The sequence below is a fragment of the Lactiplantibacillus songbeiensis genome (assembly GCF_005405125.1).
Taxonomy (GTDB): domain Bacteria; phylum Bacillota; class Bacilli; order Lactobacillales; family Lactobacillaceae; genus Lactiplantibacillus; species Lactiplantibacillus songbeiensis.
In genome coordinates this window covers 1-20351 of record NZ_BJDL01000012.1, presented here as the reverse complement: position 1 = coordinate 20351, position 20351 = coordinate 1, and the positions used below count along the sequence as shown (strand labels likewise).

The window sequence follows — 20351 nt, the reverse complement described above, 5'->3', positions numbered from 1 at the left end:
GTTGGCCCAGAATTGGCTGGAACGTGGTGGCCGCGTTTGCGAGCCGAAGTGCGGTCTCGCAAGCCGGGGGTTATCTAAGTCGGAACGTCACCGACTAAGATAAACGACACCACTGAGCCAATTCTGGGCCGCCCGGCGTTAATGACTGATCAGTTAGTTTATTTTAGCTGAGCCATTGGTGATTTGGTTTTAGGTCAAGGTAGCTTATAGGTTTCAAAGCGGACCAGCATAAAAAAGGCAAACGGAATCATTAACTAGCATCATTAACTAGCATCAAATGGATGAAAAAACGTGAGGCCAACTTGTATAGGTGACCTCACGTGGTTGTATTAATTGATGATTTGCTTAAGATTAAATCGTTGTATTTTTAGCCTTGAACTCGGACAAACGGTTTCAGGCGTTCAGGACCAAAATTAGCAGCTTCGGCTAATAAAATATTGGCGCAGGCCAAACTATCATCGAGCGCATTGTGATGATGTTCCAGGTCAATGTTGAGGGCGCGACACATCGTATCTAGTTTGTGGTTTGGTAATTCAGGGTAGAATTTTTTACTCGTCTTGACCGTATCCATCGACAGATATTCAGGAGCGCTGATGCCGTAATGCGCGAGCGTCTGCCGTAAAACACCGGTATCAAATGGGGCGTTGTGGGCGATGACTAAGCGGTCACGCTGGAAAAAGGGTTCAATATGCTGCCAAACTTCTGGAAACTTAGGTGCATCGGCGACATCGGCTTCATGAATCCCATGAATTTGGATATTGCGCCAGAAAAATTCAGTTTCGGGTTTGATGAGCGTGTAAAATTCATCAACGACTTGGCTATTGCGGACAATGGTTAAGGCTAGCGAGCAGGCGCTATCGCGTTTCCCACTAGCGGTTTCGAAGTCCATGGCAACAAAGTTCAAAAGGTTCACCTGATTTCATAGAGTCATTTTAATAATTGTCATTTTAAGGGCAATCGGATCAGTTGTAAAGTAATTTGGTTGGCCTTAAAGGCGAATATCGAGTTCAACTGGACAGTGGTCTGATCCCATGATTGTCGTTAAGATACGGGCATTGATTAACCGGTCGACTAATCGATTCGACGTAATAAAGTAATCAATCCGCCAACCGGAATTATTGGCGCGCGCTTGAGCACGGTAACTCCACCAAGAATAGATTTCAGTCTGATCAGGATAGAAGTGACGGAACGTATCAGTATAGCCATTACTGAGCAGCGTATTGAACTTGGCCCGTTCTTCATCGGTAAAACCGGCACTATGATGATTACTGCGCCAATTCTTTAAGTCGATATTTTCATGGGCAACGTTCAGATCACCACAGAAAATAACCGGTTTATTGGCGTCTAAGCCGTTAATGTAGGCTAAAAAGGCATCTTCCCAAGTCTGACGATAATCGAGCCGTTTCAATTCACCACCGGAATTTGGGGTGTAGCAGGTGATAAAGTAAAAATTGTCATATTCCAGTGTAATGACCCGGCCTTCCGTATCCAATTCAGGGACGCCAATGCCATAAGTAACGGCATTGGGTTTATGCTTGGTGAAAATTGCGGTGCCGGAATAGCCTTTACGTTCGGCATAATTCCAATATTGATAGTAGCCGGGGAGGTCAAGATCGATTTGCCCAGCTTGCAGCTTGGTTTCTTGAATCCCGATAAAGTCGGTATCAAATTGGTTAAAGCTATCTAAGAAGCCATGCTTCACAGCGGCTCGCAAGCCATTGACGTTCCAAGAAATAAATTTCATACAGTGGACCATCCTTTCGAACATAAGTTAGTTTTAAAACGTTAACTGCTGGTTGAACTTGCCGTCTGCCGGTTGGGTCCTAAAACGCTGGAACGCCGTGGGCCATTTTAAAGCCCAAAATCGGTCTTTAAAGCTGGCCTTGGTCTAAGTCCAGGAAAACCACCTGCACTAAGGCCAACGACACGGCTGAGCATTTTAGGACCCAACCTCTCGGCTAAATTGATGACTTGAACTGTTAATTTATAACTACCGACTAACTAACGTCGGGCGGGTCAGAATTGGCTCAGTGGTGTCGTTTGACTTGGAGCGGGTGTTTTGCCCGGTCCTAGTCAAAGCCCGGCTTGTAAGACCAAATTTTGGCTTACAAACGCGGCCACCACGTTCCAGCCGATTCTGGCCCAACCAGAGTGGCAGTGGACAATCCAACTAGGTTTGACGATCATGCTAATAAATTAATTGTACCGCATTCGGCGGTTAAATAGATGGAGGAAACTATGTTAAAAATTGGGGTTTTAGGATTAGGCAATATTGCGCAAAAAGCATACTTGCCAGTGATGGCAGCGATGCAGGATCAATATGAATTTCACTTAACGACCCGTAATCCGGAAAAGCGGGCTAAATTAGCGGCCGAATACGGCTTTACCCACACGCATGCTAACTTGGATGAGTTGATTGCCGCTAAGCCGACCGCCGTATTTGTGCACACGCCGACAGCGACCCATGCGGCCATCATTAAACAATTATTGCTGCATGATATTAATGTCTATGTGGATAAACCAGTGGCGACAGATTTGTCGGCGGTCCAAAGCTTGTACGACTTAGCAGCGGCTCGGCATTTGTTGTTAACTTGTGGTTTCAATCGCCGGTTTGCCCCATATAATCAGCAGTTAAAGGCTTTGCCGGATAAACGCTTGATTTTTGCTGAAAAAGTCCGTGAAACGGGGGGCCAACTGGTGGAAGATGCGGTCTTTGATTTGATGATCCATACGGTCGATACCGGGTTATTTTTATTAGATGAACCGTTAATGAGTACGGATGGCCGGATCGTAGCGACTGAAGATGGTCGTTTGGAACAAGGCTACTTCTCAGCGCAAACGGCGCATGAGCAGTTGCAGGTCGTGACGAATATGTATGGCGGGGTTAACTTGGAACAAACGACGGTTCAAGCGACGGCCCAACGTGCGATGGTGACGAACCTGAGTACGTTGACGCATTTTAAAACAGCCCAAACACAAACAACGGCCTTCCCAGATTGGACGCCAACACTAGAGAAACGTGGCTTTGCACCATTGATTCGCGCGTTCTTAACGGCCGTTGCCACGCATGGCCCTAATCCGGTTGATCCGACCAGTGCGATTACCAGTCATGCGGTGTGCCGTCATTTATTAAGCGATTAAAACGTGCTATGATTAAGCAATAGTTGTGGTCAGTTTTGATCAGGATTAGTTGGATTGAAAGATTATTCACAAATGATAACGTTGTAGTATACTGATTTAGTAATGAAAAGTAAGCCTAATATCACGTGCTTATTGTTAAATTAACTCATGAATAGATAAAATTTCGAGTAGTAAAACGCTTACTTTGTGATTAATCATGCAGCTAGCTTTATAATAAAGATTAGCGAGTTTTAACGGTTGATTAACAATTGACCAATTTGAAAGACGAAAGGAACCTCACTTATGACCCAAGATGTGTTGGCCACGTTTCCAGCCATTGAAATAAAAAAAGACGAATCGCTTAGTCATTATACAAATACGAAAACTGGAGGTCCGGCCGATTACGTTGCCTTTCCCAAGTCAATCAGCGAAACTAAAAGTCTGATTGATTTTGCTAATGACCGTGACATGCCATTAACGGTGATTGGCAATGCCAGCAATCTGATTGTTAAAGATGGCGGGATTCGCGGTTTAACCATTATTTTGACTAAAATGAATCAAATCCACACTAGCGAGACACGGGTCGTGGCGGAAGCTGGGGCGGCGATGATTGATGCGACCAAAGCGGCTTGCCGAGCTAGTTTAAGCGGTGTCGAATTTGCGGCTGGCATTCCCGGTAGTGTTGGCGGGGCGGTCTTTATGAATGCCGGTGCGTATGGCGGTGAGATTAGTGAAGTTGTGGAGGAAGTCACGGTCTTAACGCGCGATGGACAACTTAAGACGCTTTCTAATGAAGCGTTAGATTTTGGCTATCGGCACAGTACCATTCAAGATTATGAAGACACGGTCGTTTCAGCGACGTTTAACTTGAAGCCGGGTGATCAAACGAAGATCCAAGCTCGGATGGATGAATTAAATCGTCTGCGAGCTTCCAAACAGCCGTTAGAGTGGCCATCTTGTGGGAGTGTTTTTAAGCGACCAACTGGGTACTTTACTGGTAAACTAATCCATGATGCTGGCCTACAAGGCACCCGAATGGGCGGCGCAGAAGTCTCCAAAAAGCATGCTGGATTTATCATTAATGTCGACCATGCAACGGCGACTGATTATATGGATATGATTCATCATATTCAAGCCGTTGTGTTTGAAAAATTTGGGGTTCACCTTGAGACCGAAGTGCGGATTATCGGGGAAGACGCCTAACTAAATAGAACAAGAAGGAGATGCAACACTTAGATGCCACTGATTGAATTAGTTATTTTATTGGCATGTCTGGTGCTGCTGTCGAATGTGTTAAGCCACTATCTAGTCGCAATCCCGGTCAGTTTGATTCAAGTCGGGCTGGGTCTAGGAGTGGCTTTATTATTAAATGTACGGGTTGAACTGCAAACGGACTGGTTTATGCTAGCCTTCATTGCGCCGATGCTGTACAACGATGGCAGACAGTTTCCTAAGCAAGAACTATGGGAACTGCGCGGGGCGATTTTTGCGAATGCAATCGTGCTCGTGTTTATCACCACCATTCTAGGGGGCTTTTTGATTCATGTCCTCATTCCAACGATTCCATTAGCCGTCAGCATTGCGCTGGCAGCGATCCTTTCACCGACGGACCCCGTGGCGGTGCAGTCGATTTCAGAAGGGGTCAACTTACCAAAAGAAATTTTACATCTGGTCAGTGGTGAAAGCCTGATCAACGATGCCAGTGGCTTGATTGGGTTCAAGTACGCGTTGGCAGCTGCCGTGACTGGGACGTTTGTCTTAGGACGGGCAGTCGGCGATTTCTTTTATATTAGTCTAGTTGGCTTAGCAGTCGGCCTGGCATTGATGACGATTATTCAGCTCATTCGTGACGTTTTGCGGCGAGAAGGTATTAATGACATGGTCTTTAACGTTGTCCTGCAGATCATGACGCCATTTGCGATTTACTTTATTGCTGAAGAATGGTTCCATGCTTCCGGGGTCGTCGCGGTGGTGGCTGCTGGGGTTTTAGGACATATTCAAAATTCTCATGAAATTGAAGATGCGCCGGAATTACGATTAGTCACGGAAAAAGTCTGGAATATCATTGTCTACTTATTGAACGGCATTATCTTTTTGATCTTAGGCATTGAACTGCCGGTCGCGACGAAAGCCACGATCGAAGGCAGTCATACTAATACTTTACATGCATTATTTGATGTCTTGATTGTATGGGGGATTTTACTCCTGATTCGAGTCGCTTGGACGTACGGCTACATGTTGATGATGCGGTTGCGAGATAAGACGAAGTCCAAGCCCAGTCTGCGGACGGCCGCTTTATCTGGGTTGTCAGGGGTTCGTGGCGCGATTACGATGGCCGGGGTCTTTACGATTCCAACCGTCATTGCGACGGGTGATGCTTTCCCAGAACGCGCGTTAGTCCTCTTTATTGCAGCGGGCGTGATTGTTGTGAGTCTGATTGCGGCGGCTGGTATCTTGCCGTTTATGGCAGCGAAGTCCTTACCATTTGTGACTCGAGGTTCTAGCTTAGATGAAGACGATGCAGTCATTGCTGGTGGACCAGCCGATGACGAGTTCGTTGATGATGAGGCCCCGCAAAAGATTACGTATAAGCAAGCCCGCATCTATGTGCTGCGGTTAGCCGTGCAAAATATTGAAGAACATCGGCGACCAGCCAATCAACGAGCGGCATATGACTTGATCTTAGATCAGCAATTTCAGATTCGGCGATTGGAAGTCGCTTCGCAAACGGAAGATGAACTGCAACCGATGTTAACCGATGAGATGCAGTTGCGGCTTGTGGCTTTAGCTGGTGAGCGTCAAGCCGTTAAGGCCATGTTAGCTGACCATGACGTGTCGAAGCTGAGTATCCAAGCTTACTTGCGGCGGATTGATCGGCGGGAGCAGCGGTTGTCACAAGCGGCGCATAAGCCCGGACTGCCGACCTTGCGTTCACTACGATTGATGTTTAGTCGCGGGATGCAAGGCTTGCGGATGTGGCTAGCGCCTGGTGACAGCGATCGCTTGCGCGCCGAACAATTAGCCATTCAACGAGTCGCTTCTAAAGCCGCTATCAAGGCATTGTCACAGTATTTGAAGCAAGCCAATGTCGATGAACAACAGTTTGATCAGCAAGCGTTGTATCATTTGATTGTGCATTACCGGAATCGAATTGAAAGTGCCAAGCCGGGGCACAGTGTGTCACGTGATGACTATGAACGGCAAGTACAGACCCTACGAATTAAGAGCTTAGGGGCTGAGCGAGCTGGTGTGCAGCACTTAGTTGAAAGTGGGCAAATTAGCTTACGAACGGCGGCACGTTTGCGTCAATTCATCAATTATTCTGAAAATTTAATTATGATCAATGATGGCGAAAGTGATGAGGAATAATTAATTTACTTATTGCAATGTAATAGTTCTCGGTTATAATTAGGTTAGAATAGTATTGATAGTGAACAATTAGAACTGGCAATTAAATTGGAGTTCTAAACGGGATTATTTTGGTTTTTAAACCATGCGGGGGGATAAACAATGACAGAAACAGAAATCCATGATCAATTCGTTGAAACTTATATGCACATTTTGAAGTACATCGGTGATTTTGTATCCGTGCCGACCCGGCCATACAAGATTACGTTTGAAGCTTACATTGTGATGCAGATGATTGCGACGAGTGAGGAACCGTTAACGCTGGTTAAAATTGCCAACGAACAACGGGTCTCAAGAAGTGCAATTGCACGGCAGATCAACGTATTGCTGGATTTGAAGTATATTGATCAGACGACTAACACTAAGGATCGTCGGATCAAGTATCTGTCATTGACCCCAACTGGTCTAAAAGTAGAACAAGCCATTAGCGATGCCTCTAACAAACGGTTCCATCAATGGTTACAAGTGTACGGCGAGAAGCGGGCAAATGATACGCTACGTTATATTACTGACGCGGAAAAGAAAGCGACCACGATGGGCTTTAGCGGGTTTAGCGGCTTGCATGATAAGCGGAGTGCCCATGCTGGGTACAGCGATCCAAGAGTGTGAAGCAAAGCGGGTTGGGGTCGAGCATTGCCTAGCTAGGTCAATGACTCGGTGATTTTCCGAGTGGTTGACCTAGCGTAGCAAGCGGAGTCCCCAGCTTTGTTGAACACGTTTCGGCTAATTAAAAATAAAAACCAATGAGTTTGAGGCGTTCAAAGCCTCAAGCTCATTTTTTGATGGTCAAAATAGTGAGACGCATTTAGTACCGGTTCGTTTCTTAACCTGAATTTAAAGCGCTATCCAAACGTTCCCTGTTATACTGAAGTCAGTCTAGATAAAAGTGTGTTTGGAGGAAATGACAAAATGAATCAATCAATTAAAACGGCATTAGCTTTAGGGATTGCCGTAACGAGTCTGGGTGTCGCTGCGGAAAGTCAGCCAGTCAAAGCTGCGGGGCAAGCAACGATTGTTAGTAATGTGACATTAGAAACAGCAGGCTATAATCGGAACATGACGGCGACTGGGACTAATGCCCTTTATAGTAAGCCGGGAACGGTCGCAGGCGCTAAGCTTATTGCGAGCAAAGACCAGATGCAGCAATTAGCGACATCTAAGAAGTCAACGGATTATTTCCGGGCTTATCGGGTTGCCCAAACGAATCGGGGGTCCGTTTATTATAAAGTGGTCAGTATGGATGGCCGTTATCGTGGCTATGTCTATGGTGGTCGTGATACTGATGTATTTGCTGGTGGGATTAAGCGGGTTAAGACAACTAAGAAGGTCGCTTTACCAAGTAAAATTATCCATTATCAATTAGCGAATATGCATAAGAATACGCTATGGGTCGATCCAAAATATACCCAATATAAGGCAACTAAGGTGGATACCAAGGCAGTCACGGCTGATACATTATTCGAAGTTTTTGGTGCAGAAATTAAAACGCGCGAGGGTAGTTTGTACTATCACGTGGCAGGTGCAACCGAAGCTGGGCCGGTCGAAGGCTGGGTCTATGCTGGCCAAGGCTATCAAGGGACAGAATCAACGTTTGGTGGGCTGAAGGTTGACTTAACGGAAGGTATTCCATCAAAGGATAACAGTGTTGACGTCGTTTATCACGCCAACGGTCAAGTAGTCGGTCAGACGCAAACCTTTACAACGACTGATTGGCAGCCTAAAGCTGGTCAGCCAGTCGCTGGAACCGACACCGTGCATGAAAGTCTTGGGATGTTTATTGCCAACCATTTGCCCAGCGGTTATCAATTACCAACTGAATTTGCTGACACAACCGGTGCCAAGTATGGGCAACCATTTGATGTTACCGTTAAGGCCATTAAATAAGGATGATTGCTTAGGGACAGTTTGATTGGTTAAAATGAATTAATCAGTGATAATGACCTGTTCATTAACGACGGGCGGGTCAGAATTGGCTCAGTGGTGTCGTTTTACTTAATCGGTGATTTTCCGATTTAGTAAAAGCCCGGCTTGCGAGACCGTACTATGGCTCACAAACGTGGCCACCACGTTCCAGCCGATTCTAACCCAACCAGAGTGGCAATTTTAATCTAAAAAGATAAAAAGACTTTGACGACCGAAAATCGGTCAGTCAAAGTCTTTTTATTTAGAGACAGTGGTTTTAGCGGCAGCTAGGGTAAAGCGCCAAACGACATAAATCAGTAGTTGCAAGCCCCAGATAATGAAAACAAAGGCGAGCATTTTTAAGGACCACATATCGATTAATTGTTTAATAATGTATTGCGGTGTAATCAGCAAGTAGATTGAATGTAGACGCAAGAACCGCCCGACATAGACACCAATCGCAGCAAATAGAAATAGTAGCGTGCTGATCAGTGCCCGGCCACCCGGCAACTTTGTGAGGTGTAAGCGTCGTTGGCATTCACTGGCAAGCTGATCCACACTGAAGGTCCCAACGATTACTGAAACCATCGTTGGTCCAACTAAGTACGCAAAGTCACGCCACATGGCTAGGTCGAATTTGAGTAAGCCATTTACCGCATACGGATTCAATAAACTTAAATGGAAGAGGTCCGTCATCAGATACGGCGCGTTCGGATAGAAGAGCAACCAAATGATTGCCAACACCCAAAACATGAAGCTTGAACGTCGATCAGTCAGCCAAAAGCTGAGTTCGATCGGAATGTAAGCCAGCGTCGTATTTAACAATAAAAATGAAAACGCACCGTGGATCGAAAGCGCTGCGAAACCGATAAATGTCCAATAAATCAGACGAATCAGCCAGCGCTGAAGACGAGTCATTTGATCACCACACTTTCACTATTAGTTTACCAGAAATATAAGCTAATCTATATTAAATAACAGTATCCTTAATATTTATTCAAGTTCTTTTGGACTAAGATGAAATAAAAGCGTCAAATTTGCCAATAAGTCGCGATTATTGGTATGGTTTTAAAAGAACAAGTTATCAACTATGTTAGGTTAATCAGCTATTTTTTTGACTTGGCTGGTTGATCTCTGACTAAGCATATCGATGGCGTTGATTAACGACGGGCGGGCCAGAATCGGCTCAACCAGAGTGGCCATTTTAATCCAAATTAGAACCAATCGGCATCTCACCCGAGTTTTTTCAGTCATCTCATGAATTGACGCAACGCTAGGGGGTGCCCGTGCTATAATGTGAAAGTAAAACATTTTCGTAAGGAGGGGGAGTATGAACTTCAATTGGAGCGACTGGCTCACCATTGCCAATTTGGTGCGGCTCCTTGACATTCTGGTCGTCTGGTTCGTTATTTACGAACTAATCGTCTTACTGCGAGGAACCAAAGCAGTCCAGCTATTCCGTGGCATCATTGTGATTGCCATTGTTAAGTTCCTCAGTGTGGTCATTGGTCTAGATACAGTTTCTTGGATCATGGACCAAGTGATTAACTGGGCTGTCATTGCAATGGTTATCATTTTCCAGCCTGAAATTCGTCGGGGCTTAGAACATTTAGGCCGCGGGTCGATGTTTGTGCGTGGTAAGCGGCAAAATGAAGACGAAGAGCGGATGATTAAAGAGTTGGATAAAGCCATCCAATATATGGCAAAACGCCGGATTGGGGCGCTGATGTCCATCAAGATGGATACTGGTCTAGAAGATTATATCGAGACTGGAATCGCGCTGGATGCTGATATTACGGGGGAATTGTTAATTAACATTTTCATTCCGAATACGCCGTTGCATGATGGTGCGGTTATTATTCAAGATAATCAAATCAAGGTGGCTGCGGCTTATTTACCATTATCTGAAAGCAATTTGATTCCCAAAGAATTGGGAACCCGGCATCGTGCGGCTGTTGGAATTAGTGAAGTGACCGATGCGTTGACAATTGTGATTTCGGAAGAAACCGGCGAAGTGTCAATTACGAAGGATAACGAGTTGATGCGGGGCATGACGCGGGAGAATTACTTGCGTTATTTCCGCCAAGTGCTCTTAACACCTGAAGATGCGACCCAACAAAATGCCATTCAAAGTTGGTTTGCTCGAATCTTTGGAGGGGGGCCGCGTAAATGAAAAAGTTTATGAATAGTGCCTGGTCGATGCGACTGCTGGCCCTTTTATGTGCGCTGGTCTTATTTGCTTACGTGAATTCTAGTAAAGCTAATCACACGAGCAGCTTGTTGACGAATAGTTCATCAACGACTGCAACTTCCAATCGGAGTGTTAGTATCAGTGCGCCCCTGGAATTAAATGTGAATAGTACCAAGTACTTTGTGACCGGTTATCCTGAAAATATCAAAGTCAAGATTGCGGGTCCCGCGGCCTTAGTCACGACGACTGCGAATACGCAAAACTTTAAAGTGTATGCGAATCTGTCCGGACTATCGGTCGGGCGGCATAGCGTGAAGATTCAAGTTGATGGCTTAAACAAAGAATTAAGCTATTCATTGAGTCAAAAATATATTCAAGTCAACATTCAGCCACGACGGACGGCCAACTACAAAGTTAGCGCGGACTTCAACAAGAGTAACGTTGAATCCAGCTACGAAGTCGGGACGCCACGGTTAGGGACGTCTTCGGTTAAAGTAACTGGGGCAGTCAATGAAGTCAGCAAAGTGGCTAAAGTGGTTGCCGTGGTGAACACCGAGAAAAACTTAACGAAGTCAGTGAACCAGCAAGCGATGATTGAAGCACTAGATGCTAATGGTCAAACCTTGAACGTGGTCTTGACACCGTCGACGACTTCCGTGTATATTCCCATTAAGCAAGCGACGGATACGAAAAAAGTCGCCGTCGACTTAAAGGCGAGTGGTAAGACGGAAGCTGATACGAGTTATTCGTTTGCGACTGATACGAAACAAGTGACGGTTACGGGAACGAAAGCGGCGTTAGCGAAGTTAGATAAGCTGGCTGTGGATGTTGATGTGACGGATGTGACTAAGTCGACGACCAAAACGGTGGATCTATCATCCAGCGATGAAGATGGGGTCGCTTCGGTTAGTCCGTCTTCAATTAAAGTTAAAATAACGGTTAAAAATGATTGAAAATTTTGAAATGAGGTAAAGAAACGATGAAATATTTTGGTACTGATGGTGTCCGTGGGATTGCTAACTCTGGTTTAACCCCTGAATTAGCATTTAAGTTAGGCCGGGCCGGTGGCTATGTCTTAACGGAACATGCTGAAGATAAAGATGCGCAACCACGGGTCTTAGTCGCTCGTGATACCCGGATCTCTGGGCAAATGTTGGAAGAAGCTTTAATTGCCGGGTTACTTTCAGCTGGAATTGAAGTCCTACGCTTAGGCGTCATCACCACGCCTGGGGTTGCTTATTTAGTGCGGATTCAAGATGCTGATGCTGGGGTTATGATCTCAGCGTCACATAACCCCGTTGAAGATAATGGGATTAAATTCTTCGGTGGCGACGGCTTTAAGTTGTCTGATGCCAAAGAAGAAGAAATTGAAGCTTTACTCGAACAACCAACCGACGACTTACCACGGCCAGCCGCTGAAGGTTTGGGGACGGTTGCAGACTTCCCAGAAGGTAACTTAAAGTATTCTCAATTCTTGGAACAAACGATTCCCGATGATTTAAGTGGGATTCATTTGGCGGTCGATGGGGCGAATGGCTCGACTAGTAACTTAGTGTCACGGATCTTTGCTGATTTAAACGTGGACTTTGAAACGATGGCGACTTCACCAGATGGCTTGAACATCAACAAAGGGGTCGGTTCAACCCATCCTGAAGCCTTATCAAAATTCGTCGTTGAAAAGGGTGCCCAAGTTGGGTTGGCCTTTGATGGTGACGGTGACCGGTGTATCGCGGTTGATGAATTAGGCAACATCATCGACGGTGACAAGATCATGTATATCTGTGGGAAGTTCTTAAGCGAACGCGGCAAGCTCAAACAAGACACGGTTGTTACAACGGTTATGAGTAACTTAGGCTTGTACAAAGCTTTAGAGACGGCCGGCTTACACAGTGAACAAACTCAAGTTGGTGACCGGTACGTGGTTGAGGAAATGTTGAAAGACGGTTTCAATCTCGGTGGTGAACAATCTGGTCACGTGGTCTTCTTAGACTTTAATACGACTGGTGACGGGATGTTAACTGGGATTCAATTGCTCCATGTCATGAAAGAAACTGGCAAGAAGTTGTCTGAATTAGCTGGCGAAGTCACTACTTATCCACAAAAGTTAGTTAACGTTAAAGTTCAAGACAAGAAGGCTGCTTTAAACAACGATAAGATTAAAGCCGTGATTGCTGAAGTTGAAACGGAAATGGCTGGCGACGGTCGGGTTTTGGTTCGCCCTTCAGGGACGCAAGACCTACTCCGGGTTATGGCCGAAGCTAAGACTGATGAATTGGTTAGCGCTTATGTTGATCGGATCGTGGCTGTGGTTAAGGATGAAGTTGGGGTTACAGCTTAGAGTGTGAATGAGGGCGGTTTGAGGGTGAGCATTGCCTAGCCAGCGGAATCCTCAGCCCGAATGAGCACGTTTCGGTGGTTTTCCGAGTTGTTGGCTTGGCGTAGCAAGCGGAGGGTGCAGTTGGGCTGAACACGTTTCGGCAAGTAAAACACGCAACCGCATTTAACCAAACCTTAACAACTACTATCAATTCCTAGCTGATTAGGGACTCGCCGAACAAACCAATTTAGTCCAAATGAAATGATAAAACCTAAAAAAGCACGTCAATCCTATGATTGGCGTGCTTTTTAAATTGGTATACATCAATAATTGGACGCATACCAATGACGAATACAGTTGACATTTCACGCTTACAACGTTAAAGTAATAATGTTTCTAGGAAATATACCAATCGGAGGTTAATCTAGACCGATTCATAATTGGTTAAAGCGGAATAGCGCCAGGACTTTAGATTCTAAAGTTGACGAGGATGATGTTTATCGACAATCGACGGGTGACATCAGGGACTGCACTCTACAGGTGGCTTACAAAAACTAGTCGTAAGATTAGTGACAGAGATAGCCATCACGCAGCTAGAAACAATTCAAAACAGTAAAGGAAGATTATAACTTATGTGTGGAATTGTTGGTGTAACTGGTAAAGATAGTGCTGTATCGATTTTATTGAATGGTTTGGAAAAATTGGAATACCGTGGCTATGATTCAGCGGGTATTTATGTTAATGACCAAAATGGCCAAGATTATTTGGTTAAAGAAAAAGGCCGGATCGACGACTTACGTAAAGAAGTCGGCGCTAACGTTCAAGGTTCAACTGGGATTGGCCATACGCGTTGGGCAACTCATGGCGAACCAAGTGTTGCTAATGCGCATCCACAAGTTTCAGCGGATGGCCGTTTCTACTTGGTTCACAATGGTGTCATTGAAAACTTCCAAGATTTAAAAAATGATTATTTAAGTGATGTTGAATTTACGTCACAAACTGATACTGAAGTCATCGTGCAACTCGTTGACCGCTTTGTGACTAAGGAAGGTTTAGATACCTTAGCCGCTTTCCGGAAGACCTTAAGCTTATTAGGTCATTCGTCATATGGGTTCTTATTAATGGACAAAGAAGCCCCAGATACCTTATACGTGGCTAAAAACAAGAGTCCCTTATTGATTGGGGTTGGCGATGGCTTTAATGTCGTTTGTTCTGATAGTTTAGCGATGCTTGATCAAACTAAAGATTACTTGGAATTGCATGATGGCGAAATCGTGGTCGTTAAACCCGACGAAATCAAAATCACCGATCAACAAGGTAATGCGGTTGAACGCGACACGTTCCATGTTGATATCGATGCTGCCCAAGCCGACAAAGGGACTTACCCATTCTATATGTTGAAGGAAATTGATGAACAACCAAACGTCATGCGGAAGTTGTCACAAGTTTACTTGAACGATGACGGCCAACCAGTAATTAATGCCGAATTGCTAGATGCTTTAAAGGCAGCTGATCGGTTATATATCGTGGCAGCTGGGACAAGTTACCATGCTGGTTTAGTTGGCGCTCGGTTATTTGAATCCTTAGCTAATGTGCCAACTGAAGTGCACGTGTCATCTGAATTTGCTTATAACCAACCATTATTATCTAAGAAGCCATTCTTCATCTTCCTAACTCAATCCGGTGAAACGGCTGATAGTCGAGAAGTTTTATTGAATGTCAACGAACAAAACTTCCCAAGCTTAACGATTACCAACGTGCCAAACTCGACGTTGTCTCGTGAAGCGACTTACACGCTGTTATTGCATGCGGGTCCTGAAATTGCGGTCGCCTCAACGAAAGCTTATACCGCCCAAATCGCGTTACAAGCTATTTTAGCGAAAGCATTAGGCGAAGCTGACGATCAACCAGCCGCTAAAGACTTTGATGTTAAACAACAATTGGCGTTGGTTGCTAATGGGATGCAAGCATTAGTCGATGAAAAAGCCACTTTCGATAAGTTAGCTAAGGCAGACTTATTGAAGACGCCGAATGCTTTCTACATTGGCCGGGGCTTAGATTACGCGGTTTCGTTGGAAACAGCGTTGAAGCTTAAAGAAATCTCATATGTTCAGGCTGAAGGGTTCGCTTCGGGGGAATTGAAGCATGGGACGATTGCTTTAATTGAAAAAGATACACCAGTTATTGGGATTATCACCCAACAAAATACAGCTGGGTTGACCCGTTCTAACTTGCAAGAAGTTGAAGCGCGGGGCGCCAAGACGATTACTATCGTGACGGATGCTTTGGCTAAGCCAGACGATACGATCATCTTACCAACTGTTGATGAACGGATGACGGCACTTTTGAGTGTTGTTCCTGGTCAATTATTAGCTTACTACACCAGCTTGAATAAGGGCTTGGATGTTGATAAGCCACGGAACTTAGCTAAGAGTGTGACGGTCGAATAAATTGAAATAAGACCTGATTACGCAAGTGTGGGCACGGCGTCAGGTCGTTAGAAGGAATCATCGTCAATAGCGGTGGTTCCTTTTTTGGTGCATAATAATAGTTATGGCATTATTTTTAAGTTGGTTGAAGTTGCCACTTTGGTTGGACCAGAATTGGCTGGAACGTGGTGGCCGCGTTTTTGAGCCAAGAGTGTGAGAGCCAACGGGCTGCTTTCTGAGCATTGCCTAGCTATGACAATGACTCGGTGATTTTCCGAGTGGTTGTCATGGCGTAGCAAGCTCAGGAAGCAGTTGGAGGGAACACGTTTCGGCTAAGTTAAACGACACTACTGAGCCAATTCTGGTCCGCCCGGCGTTAGTTAGACGGGCTAACGTTGAAGAGAACCTGTTTTGAGTATCTATTCTAGTTGAGTGATTAATTATGAACATGTTCAAATCAGGAGTTATCATATTGTAAAAATTAGTCTAGACACAATGAAATGACTGGCTAGTGAGTTATGATTGTCTGTAATCAACCACAAGTCGGTTATTTAGGAGGGTAGCCTGGATGACGCTCAGTGGTGAAATTTTACTTGGGCGAGTAAATTTTATCGACCTAGTAAAAGCCCGGCTTGTGAGACGATTTTGGGCTCGCAAAAGTGGTCATCACGTTCCAGCGTCGATCCAGACCAACTATATTGGAAAGACGCATCCAATAAGCGCAAACATCGTATTAGAAATTAAAGGAGTTTCCCAAAAATGGCAATTAAATTAATCGCAACGGACTTGAATGGCACGCTATTACACGGTGACCAGAGTTATAATCGTGACTTATTACAACAAACGTTGACGGCGTTGGCCGCGCGTGATATTAAGTTGGTCTTGTCATCAGGCAATCAGTATGATCATTTGAAGCAATTATTTGCTGGTATGACCGCCGATAACTTAGTGATGGTTGCTGAAAATGGGGCTTCGATTTTTAGCCAAGATCAGCAATTGTTTGATGGTAGTTTGTCAGCAGCCCAACTTAAACAGTTTGTAACGGTTGATCGCCATCAATCCGTCTTTGACGGGGCCTATTTGATCTTAGTCGGTGCCAAGGGATCATATACGGAAGTCGGCGCTCCCCAAGCGTTGATTGATGCGGCGAAGAAGTTCTATGATAACTTGCAACAAGTTTCGGACTTAGCTCAGGTTGATGACCAGATCAAGAAAATCAGTGTCTCAACCCAACCGGAACAAGCGGCACAATTAGTGACTGAGTTGAATACGCGCTTTGATGGCCGTTTAAAAGCCCATGATAGTGGCTATGGGGTGGTCGATGTGGTTAATGCCGGTGTTGGTAAGTTACCTGCCGTGCAGTGGCTAATGCAACGTTGGCAAGTGGCACCAACAGAAGTCATGGCATTTGGTGATGGCGATAATGATGTGCCATTGTTGCGCTTTGCGGCGCATAGCTATGCGATGGTCAATGCTGATGCCAGCGTCCAAGCAGTTGCGGCCCATGTAACGGCGTGGGATAATGAACACGATGGGGTCTTGAAAACGATTCAAAGTCAACTTTTAAGGTAATCACGACGTTTTTTGGGGGGATATAAAAATGGATCAAGCAACGACTGAAGCATTAGTCACGACATTAACGGATCAGTTGAGTGCTGCTTACACGGCTGCTCAGGCTGACCATGACACTGAGATGCAAAAGCTGTTATTGACTAATGCGACGGATTTAAATAATGACAAACCGTATTTGGATGTCATTACCAATCTAACTCATGATATTTCAACGTATTACATTCATAATCATCGGGTACCAGAACCGGTGATGGCCATCTATCGCGAATTGCAAGCCGATGTGAAAGCTGGCAAGATTGACGCGGACGAAATGCGCAAACGTAATATCGCGGCTGGCATTATATTTTCGCCGATCATGTTTGGTGGTATTGGTGGGTGTTAGGTTATTTAGGGGATTATTAAAAAATATAAAAAAGTGAGACTACTGAATTTTCCAAGCGGAATTCTCAGTAGTTTCACTTTTTTGTGTTGATAGTTTTAATGTTGTTAAACGTCATAAATATTAGAAAATTGATAGGCCGTCTGATAAGTCACAGGGACATTCGGCTTAATGATGATATTACCAAATTCCTTGTGATGAATGGCGTCAGGTAACGTTTGCGCCTGTAAAGAAATCCCAAGTTGTGAGCGCATCGGCTGACCACCGTTGAGCTTGTAGCGGTCATCACGATAATTGGTGGCGCTAGAGACCACAATTGCTTTAGCATTCGTACGCATGGTCATTTTACGGCCGCTGACGCGATCTAATAGTTCAACTTGTGGGTGGGGAGTGTGGTTTAACACGAACCCATGTCGCAGCCCACCCTTGATCTTAGCAATCTGCGGGCCAATCTCGGTTCGATCACGAAAATCAAACGGTGAGTCGGTTACCCATGGCAGCTTGCCAGTGGGGAGATTGTGCTTGTTCAAGCTTGAATATTCATCGGCGTTAATTTTTAAGACTTGATGATCAATCAGGCGTTCCGCATTACCACTCAGGTTGAAATAACTATGGTTAGCCGGATTGAAGAGGGTGGTTTTATCACTCTTACCGGTATAACTGATCGTAAATTTACCGTGGTTATCCAAAACAAAATCGGCGGTGATAGTCATCGTCCCGGGGTAGCCATTTTCACCATCTAACGTAATATACTGCATGACGAGGCCAACCTGGTCTTTGGTCTGAAGCTTACGTTCAAGAAACCAGGGTTCAAATGCAATCTGCGGCATGTTGCCGCCGTTTAAATGATGCTCACCAAAATTTTGTGTTAATTCATAATTACGCCATTTGGCATTTTTAATGATGCCCGCCACGCGGACGATGCTGGCGCCGAAAAAGGAACGATAGTTGATGTAATCCTCACCCTTATCAAAGCCTAAGACCACATTGGCGTATTGGCCGTCTTTGTCATGGGTGCGAATCGCGGTGACAGTTGCGCCCCAGTCCATAATCGTCACACTCATATGATAATTATTGACCAGGGTATAATAATTAATCCCATTTGCTTGATGCTCGATAATTTTCATAACAATTCACCACTCCAAAAATATGCCTTGAACGGTCAGCCGTCCACTTCCAGTATATTTCAAATCTCACCAGAATGCGAACGATTACATAGATAGATTGTGTATTTTTTAACATACCTGCTAAATGGCAATTGTCACAGAACTGTAACCTAATTGCAAACTTAGGGTATCAGGCGCTAGTTAACACGGGTGTCAGGTTACAAACGTTGATTTATCAAGGTTTAAACACTTGAAACTCCCGGCCAGTTCCGGCATAATACGAACTGAGTTCAAAAATACATATTGGAGTTGGCAATTTATGGTTAAGCAAGTCTCAAAAAATAAAATCGCTAAACAGTTCCTTTTGGGATTAATCATTTTGGTGACCCTAGTTGGCTGGATAGGAACGCCGCGGGTCGCTGCTTCAACGCAGACTAGTTTTATTAATAAACTAGGCCCAAACGCGTTGAAAGTTTCTCAAAAGTACAAACTATACGGGTCCGTAATGGTCGCGCAAGCTATCGTTGAGAGTGGCTGGGGCAAGAGTACTTTATCTAAGACCGCTAAAAATTATTATGGAATTAAAGGCAGTTATAAAGGGAAGTCCGTTTCGATGCGTACGGCGGAATATTCGTCGAATGGGACGTTATATTACACCAATGCTAAGTTCCGGAAGTATCCTTCCATTAAAGCGTCAATGACTGATAATGCCAAGACCTTACGCCATGGAACGGCTTGGGATGCTAATTATTATGCTGGTACGTGGCGCGCCAATGCGAAGACGTATCAAAAAGCGACCGCCGCTTTATCGTCACGCTATTCCACGAATTCAGCGTATGGTCAACAGTTGGACCGGATTATTGCCACTTGGAATCTGCATAAACGTTTCGATAAGAAATATGTTGCAGCAACTTATACGCCTTACAAGGCCTACACAATTATGAAGTCGTCGAACCATAAGATTTATTCACATATTGTGAACACACGCAGCGGAATTACCTCGCGCTCGAGTAAGACGTATGCTGACCAAATCGTGGCGATTGATATGAAGGGAACGAAGACGTCTGGTACCAAGACTTGGTATCGGGTTAAAGCTGGTACGAAGAAAGGCTGGATGACAAAGGGTGCGGTGATGCACACGAGTCCACTTAAAGCCAATGTTATTGCGGCGCACAACAAGTTATTCAAGCCAGCGGTGAAGACCCAGACGAAGACAACGGACAGTAGTAGTAGTAGTACGACCAATGCCGTTGCCACGAGTCAATCAGCGACAAGCAGTCAATCTAGCAACGATGAGCGCAGTACGAAATCAACAGGTAAAACGGACAGTAGTTCAACAAGCAGTAGTCAAGCAGAAGCATCAAGCACTGCGACGACTACTAGTGAGACCACTGAAACTGAAGAGTAAACAAGTAAGTCTGGTGTAAAAGCCAGGCTTTTATTGTCAGTTACGAGTTTTTTTAGCGGTCACTAATGTCCCTCGGTGTTAGTTGCAGTTTGTAACAGGTATTACGTTTCAATAATTACGCTTGGTGCTAGTTGGTTTAAATTGCCACTCTGGTTGGTCCAGAATCAGCTGGAACGTGGTGGCCGCGTTTCTGAGCCCAAAAGCGGTCTCAAAAGCCGGGCTTTATCTAAGGCCGGAAAATCACCGACCAAGATAAACGATACCACTGAGCCAATTCTGGCCCGCCCGACGTTAACTGACGGTAATCGAAAAATTAACGATTGATTACTTTCAGTTCAGTTATTTAGCCGAGAGGTTGGTTCCTAAAATGCTCAGCCGTGTCGTTGGCCTTAGTGCGAGTGGTCTACTCGGACTTAGACCAAGACCAGTTTTGAAGACCGGGCTTGAGGCGTACCCCAAAAGTTGGAACTTATAATTTAACAGTTTGTTGTTCGAACACTACTGGTGATAAGTCGTTCA

At 45.0% G+C, this 20351-nt stretch carries 16 protein-coding genes; 12 read left to right on the top strand and 4 right to left on the bottom strand.

Features of this window, described 5'->3' with window-relative positions; genetic code table 11:
- Nucleotides 1–367: 367 nt before the first annotated feature.
- Nucleotides 368–904: a 3'-5' exonuclease gene (locus FFM77_RS05100; protein ID WP_137634680.1), complete on the bottom strand. Its 537-nt coding sequence runs from the start codon at nt 902–904 to the stop codon at nt 368–370.
- 84 nt (nt 905–988) lie between these two features.
- Nucleotides 989–1744, bottom strand: a complete 756-nt coding sequence (locus FFM77_RS05095; RefSeq protein ID WP_137634679.1) for an exodeoxyribonuclease III — start codon at nt 1742–1744, stop codon at nt 989–991.
- A gap of 494 nt (nt 1745–2238) precedes the next feature.
- Here FFM77_RS05095 and FFM77_RS05090 point away from each other — a divergent pair, with 494 nt between their 5' ends.
- The 5 genes from FFM77_RS05090 (at nt 2239) to FFM77_RS05070 (ending at nt 8412) form a co-directional block, all read left to right on the top strand.
- Nucleotides 2239–3141, top strand: a complete 903-nt coding sequence (locus FFM77_RS05090; protein WP_137634678.1) for a Gfo/Idh/MocA family protein — start codon at nt 2239–2241, stop codon at nt 3139–3141.
- Between the two features lie 282 nt (nt 3142–3423).
- Nucleotides 3424–4323, top strand: a complete 900-nt coding sequence (gene murB / locus FFM77_RS05085) for a UDP-N-acetylmuramate dehydrogenase (RefSeq protein WP_137634677.1) — start codon at nt 3424–3426, stop codon at nt 4321–4323.
- Between the two features lie 33 nt (nt 4324–4356).
- Nucleotides 4357–6489, top strand: coding sequence for a cation:proton antiporter (locus FFM77_RS05080; protein WP_137634676.1), 2133 nt, complete (start codon nt 4357–4359; stop codon nt 6487–6489).
- 141 nt (nt 6490–6630) lie between these two features.
- Complete coding sequence (locus FFM77_RS05075) at nt 6631–7137, top strand: MarR family winged helix-turn-helix transcriptional regulator (RefSeq protein ID WP_137634675.1); 507 nt, start codon at nt 6631–6633, stop codon at nt 7135–7137.
- A gap of 300 nt (nt 7138–7437) precedes the next feature.
- Nucleotides 7438–8412 (top strand): S-layer protein, encoded by a 975-nt coding sequence (locus tag FFM77_RS05070; protein ID WP_137634674.1) that lies wholly within the window; start codon nt 7438–7440, stop codon nt 8410–8412.
- A gap of 276 nt (nt 8413–8688) precedes the next feature.
- Here the strand turns inward: FFM77_RS05070 and FFM77_RS05065 are convergent, their stop codons facing one another.
- Entirely contained in the window at nt 8689–9348 is a 660-nt protein-coding gene (locus FFM77_RS05065; protein ID WP_137634673.1) for a DUF1361 domain-containing protein, read from the bottom strand.
- A 412-nt stretch (nt 9349–9760) separates the two neighbouring features.
- Between FFM77_RS05065 and cdaA the strand changes: the two genes are divergently transcribed.
- The 6 genes from cdaA (at nt 9761) to FFM77_RS05035 (ending at nt 17321) form a co-directional block, all read left to right on the top strand.
- Entirely contained in the window at nt 9761–10603 is an 843-nt protein-coding gene (gene cdaA / locus FFM77_RS05060) for a diadenylate cyclase CdaA (RefSeq protein WP_137634672.1), read from the top strand.
- Nucleotides 10600–11574, top strand: a complete 975-nt coding sequence (locus FFM77_RS05055; RefSeq protein WP_137634671.1) for a CdaR family protein — start codon at nt 10600–10602, stop codon at nt 11572–11574. The genes cdaA and FFM77_RS05055 overlap by 4 nt, the downstream gene beginning before the upstream one ends.
- A gap of 26 nt (nt 11575–11600) precedes the next feature.
- Nucleotides 11601–12959: a phosphoglucosamine mutase gene (gene glmM / locus FFM77_RS05050; RefSeq protein ID WP_137634670.1), complete on the top strand. Its 1359-nt coding sequence runs from the start codon at nt 11601–11603 to the stop codon at nt 12957–12959.
- Between the two features lie 611 nt (nt 12960–13570).
- Entirely contained in the window at nt 13571–15388 is a 1818-nt protein-coding gene (glmS, locus tag FFM77_RS05045) for a glutamine--fructose-6-phosphate transaminase (isomerizing) (RefSeq protein ID WP_137634669.1), read from the top strand.
- Between the two features lie 738 nt (nt 15389–16126).
- Nucleotides 16127–16939, top strand: a complete 813-nt coding sequence (locus FFM77_RS05040; protein WP_137634668.1) for a Cof-type HAD-IIB family hydrolase — start codon at nt 16127–16129, stop codon at nt 16937–16939.
- A gap of 28 nt (nt 16940–16967) precedes the next feature.
- Entirely contained in the window at nt 16968–17321 is a 354-nt protein-coding gene (locus FFM77_RS05035; protein WP_137634667.1) for a bacteriocin immunity family protein, read from the top strand.
- A gap of 104 nt (nt 17322–17425) precedes the next feature.
- Here the strand turns inward: FFM77_RS05035 and FFM77_RS05030 are convergent, their stop codons facing one another.
- Complete coding sequence (locus tag FFM77_RS05030) at nt 17426–18445, bottom strand: aldose epimerase family protein (RefSeq protein WP_137634666.1); 1020 nt, start codon at nt 18443–18445, stop codon at nt 17426–17428.
- 298 nt (nt 18446–18743) lie between these two features.
- Here FFM77_RS05030 and FFM77_RS05025 point away from each other — a divergent pair, with 298 nt between their 5' ends.
- The gene (locus tag FFM77_RS05025; RefSeq protein ID WP_137634665.1) at nt 18744–19832 is read left to right on the top strand and encodes a glucosaminidase domain-containing protein; all 1089 of its coding nucleotides are present in this window, start codon (nt 18744–18746) and stop codon (nt 19830–19832) included.
- Nucleotides 19833–20351 lie beyond the last annotated feature (519 nt).

Excerpts from the sequence above, each read along its gene's own strand:
- FFM77_RS05095 (WP_137634679.1), bottom strand. The coding sequence starts at position 1,744 with ATGAAATTTATTTCTTGGAACGTCAATGGCTTGCGAGCCGCTGTGAAG.
- FFM77_RS05090 (WP_137634678.1), top strand. The coding sequence starts at position 2,239 with ATGTTAAAAATTGGGGTTTTAGGATTAGGCAATATTGCGCAAAAAGCA.
- murB (WP_137634677.1), top strand. The coding sequence starts at position 3,424 with ATGACCCAAGATGTGTTGGCCACGTTTCCAGCCATTGAAATAAAAAAA.
- FFM77_RS05080 (WP_137634676.1), top strand. The coding sequence starts at position 4,357 with ATGCCACTGATTGAATTAGTTATTTTATTGGCATGTCTGGTGCTGCTG.
- FFM77_RS05075 (WP_137634675.1), top strand. The coding sequence starts at position 6,631 with ATGACAGAAACAGAAATCCATGATCAATTCGTTGAAACTTATATGCAC.
- FFM77_RS05070 (WP_137634674.1), top strand. The coding sequence starts at position 7,438 with ATGAATCAATCAATTAAAACGGCATTAGCTTTAGGGATTGCCGTAACG.
- FFM77_RS05065 (WP_137634673.1), bottom strand. The coding sequence starts at position 9,348 with ATGACTCGTCTTCAGCGCTGGCTGATTCGTCTGATTTATTGGACATTT.
- cdaA (WP_137634672.1), top strand. The coding sequence starts at position 9,761 with ATGAACTTCAATTGGAGCGACTGGCTCACCATTGCCAATTTGGTGCGG.
- FFM77_RS05055 (WP_137634671.1), top strand. The coding sequence starts at position 10,600 with ATGAAAAAGTTTATGAATAGTGCCTGGTCGATGCGACTGCTGGCCCTT.
- glmM (WP_137634670.1), top strand. The coding sequence starts at position 11,601 with ATGAAATATTTTGGTACTGATGGTGTCCGTGGGATTGCTAACTCTGGT.
- glmS (WP_137634669.1), top strand. The coding sequence starts at position 13,571 with ATGTGTGGAATTGTTGGTGTAACTGGTAAAGATAGTGCTGTATCGATT.
- FFM77_RS05040 (WP_137634668.1), top strand. The coding sequence starts at position 16,127 with ATGGCAATTAAATTAATCGCAACGGACTTGAATGGCACGCTATTACAC.
- FFM77_RS05035 (WP_137634667.1), top strand. The coding sequence starts at position 16,968 with ATGGATCAAGCAACGACTGAAGCATTAGTCACGACATTAACGGATCAG.
- FFM77_RS05030 (WP_137634666.1), bottom strand. The coding sequence starts at position 18,445 with ATGAAAATTATCGAGCATCAAGCAAATGGGATTAATTATTATACCCTG.
- FFM77_RS05025 (WP_137634665.1), top strand. The coding sequence starts at position 18,744 with ATGGTTAAGCAAGTCTCAAAAAATAAAATCGCTAAACAGTTCCTTTTG.